This window comes from Plectonema radiosum NIES-515 (assembly GCF_025753815.1).
Classification (GTDB): Bacteria; Cyanobacteriota; Cyanobacteriia; order Cyanobacteriales; family Nostocaceae; genus Hassallia; species Hassallia radiosum_A.
In genome coordinates this window covers 1-1,908 of record NZ_JAOWRF010000229.1, presented here as the reverse complement: position 1 = coordinate 1,908, position 1,908 = coordinate 1, and the positions used below count along the sequence as shown (strand labels likewise).

Below are 1,908 nucleotides of genomic sequence, written 5' to 3'. Positions count from 1 at the left end.
CTTGAATATGGCATTTTTTCTCTTCTCAACACTCCTGTTTTGAAATCAATATTTAAGGTTGTATTAGCTGGCGATCGCTGTCTAGTATAACCTTTTTCCAAAAAGATCCCAAATGGGTTCTATACAACGTCAATCCTGGTTTTATGGTCATGGCGTAGTCAAGTTTGGGAAAACCGAGTTGCATCAAAATATCGATGCATTAATGAAAGGTTATTCTTGTTACCATACATTGCCCGCATTTCTAGCTCAACAAGTGATGAAATCAGTCAATGCAGAATGGACGGGTTTTTTTAATGCAATAAAGGAATGGAAAATTAATCCATCATCCTTTACGGGTAGACCAAAACCACCAAATTATAAACCGCCGAAGGGGCGTTATCAAGTAGAATATCCCCATACCAGAGCCTATAAAAAGGTGAAATAATCAGGGATTATTCACTTATATAAAACAAATATCTTGATTCACTCCAAACACGCAGAAAACTATGACTGTGTAAGAATAATTCCAAGGACTGGATGTTATGTAATTGAAGTAGTTTATACAGTACCGGATGTCGAGTTATCTGAATCCGGTTTCTGTTCGGCAATGGATAATGGTGTAAATAACCTTGGGACTGTAACTTCCAATAAGCCCGGTTTCCAGCCGATTCTTATTAATGGCAGACCAATAAAATCGATTAACAATCGATACAACAAACACATTAGTAAACTACGCTCAATTAACAAAAAGCTGCATGGTATCGATTGGTCGAATCGAATGGAATTGATGACTCGTAGGAGAAATCAATTCCATTCGATTCGTATTTACATCGAGCATCAAGTTTGCTGATTAAAACACTCGTATTATCAGGAATCAGCACGTTGGTGATAGGTTTAAATCCTGACTGGAAGCGCAATTGTAATATTGGTAGGGTGAATACTCAAAAATTTGTTTTTATCCCTTACAAAAAATTAGTGGATATGCTAATTTACGCTCGTTGCTTTAAAAGGAATTAAAGTTTATACGAGAGAAGAGTCTTACACAAGTATTGCGAGCTTCTTAGATTTAGATTTTATTCCTAATTATGGAGAAAAACCTAAGAATTGGAAACCAAGCGGTAGAAGAATCAAGCGTGGTTTATATCAATGTGAATCCGGCTTAATAAATGCAGATGTTAATGGAAGTTATAACATCTTAATAAAAGAATTCCCCAATGCTTTTAAAGAGGGGATATCAGGTTGCGTAGTTCAGCCAAGGTTAATCAATGTGCCAGGATTTGTGGCTAAACCTAAAAAATGTTTAATCGCCTGTCAATGGTAAATATTAACTCAAACTGAGTAGATAGTTGATATTTGAATATATTTGACTATGCGAAAGGTAACTATTCGCAGACTTATCGGGTAGTGATGGGGAACACAGAACACATAAGCGAAGACAAGAGCGAAAATTAACAACAATTTTTTTTTGGCACAGTTATAGTTAGACGTATTGGTTACGGACAAAGAAAGATAGTAAGTTTGAACCCACTGGACGCAGAACTAAACCTCCCAGTAGAACAATATTCCTATGGGCTTAGAGAAAGAGTTGCCTCGGAAGTAGCCTTAAATGGATTTAATGAAACAGTAGAAGCGATTAAGAAAACAACAAATGCACAAATTCCGAAGCGTCAAGTAGAAGAATTAGCTTATAGAAGTGCCTCCGATTTTGATGAGTTCTATAAAAATAGACTTTTCAGAAAAACTCAATTAAACGACAACAAACAAACCGGAGATATACTAGTTATTAGCGCCGATGGAAAAGCTGTGACAATGCGTAGAGAAGATTTACGTCCAGAAACGCAAAAACGAGCGCAAGCAAGTCACAAAAAATTAGATAAACGCTTAACTAAGGGTGAAAAACGAAACTCTAAAAGGATGGCAACAGTCGCA

General features: G+C 36.4%; 2 protein-coding genes and 1 pseudogene. All 3 read left to right on the top strand.

The window, feature by feature from the left end:
• Nucleotides 1–112: 112 nt before the first annotated feature.
• On the top strand, nt 113–424 hold the full coding sequence (locus OGM63_RS15380) for a hypothetical protein (RefSeq protein ID WP_263746462.1): 312 nt from the start codon (nt 113–115) through the stop codon (nt 422–424).
• Between the two features lie 33 nt (nt 425–457).
• On the top strand, nt 458–829 hold the full coding sequence (locus OGM63_RS15375) for a transposase (RefSeq protein WP_263746461.1): 372 nt from the start codon (nt 458–460) through the stop codon (nt 827–829).
• 550 nt (nt 830–1,379) lie between these two features.
• Nucleotides 1,380–1,908 (top strand): annotated as a pseudogene (locus tag OGM63_RS15370) (ISKra4 family transposase); the annotation flags it as partial.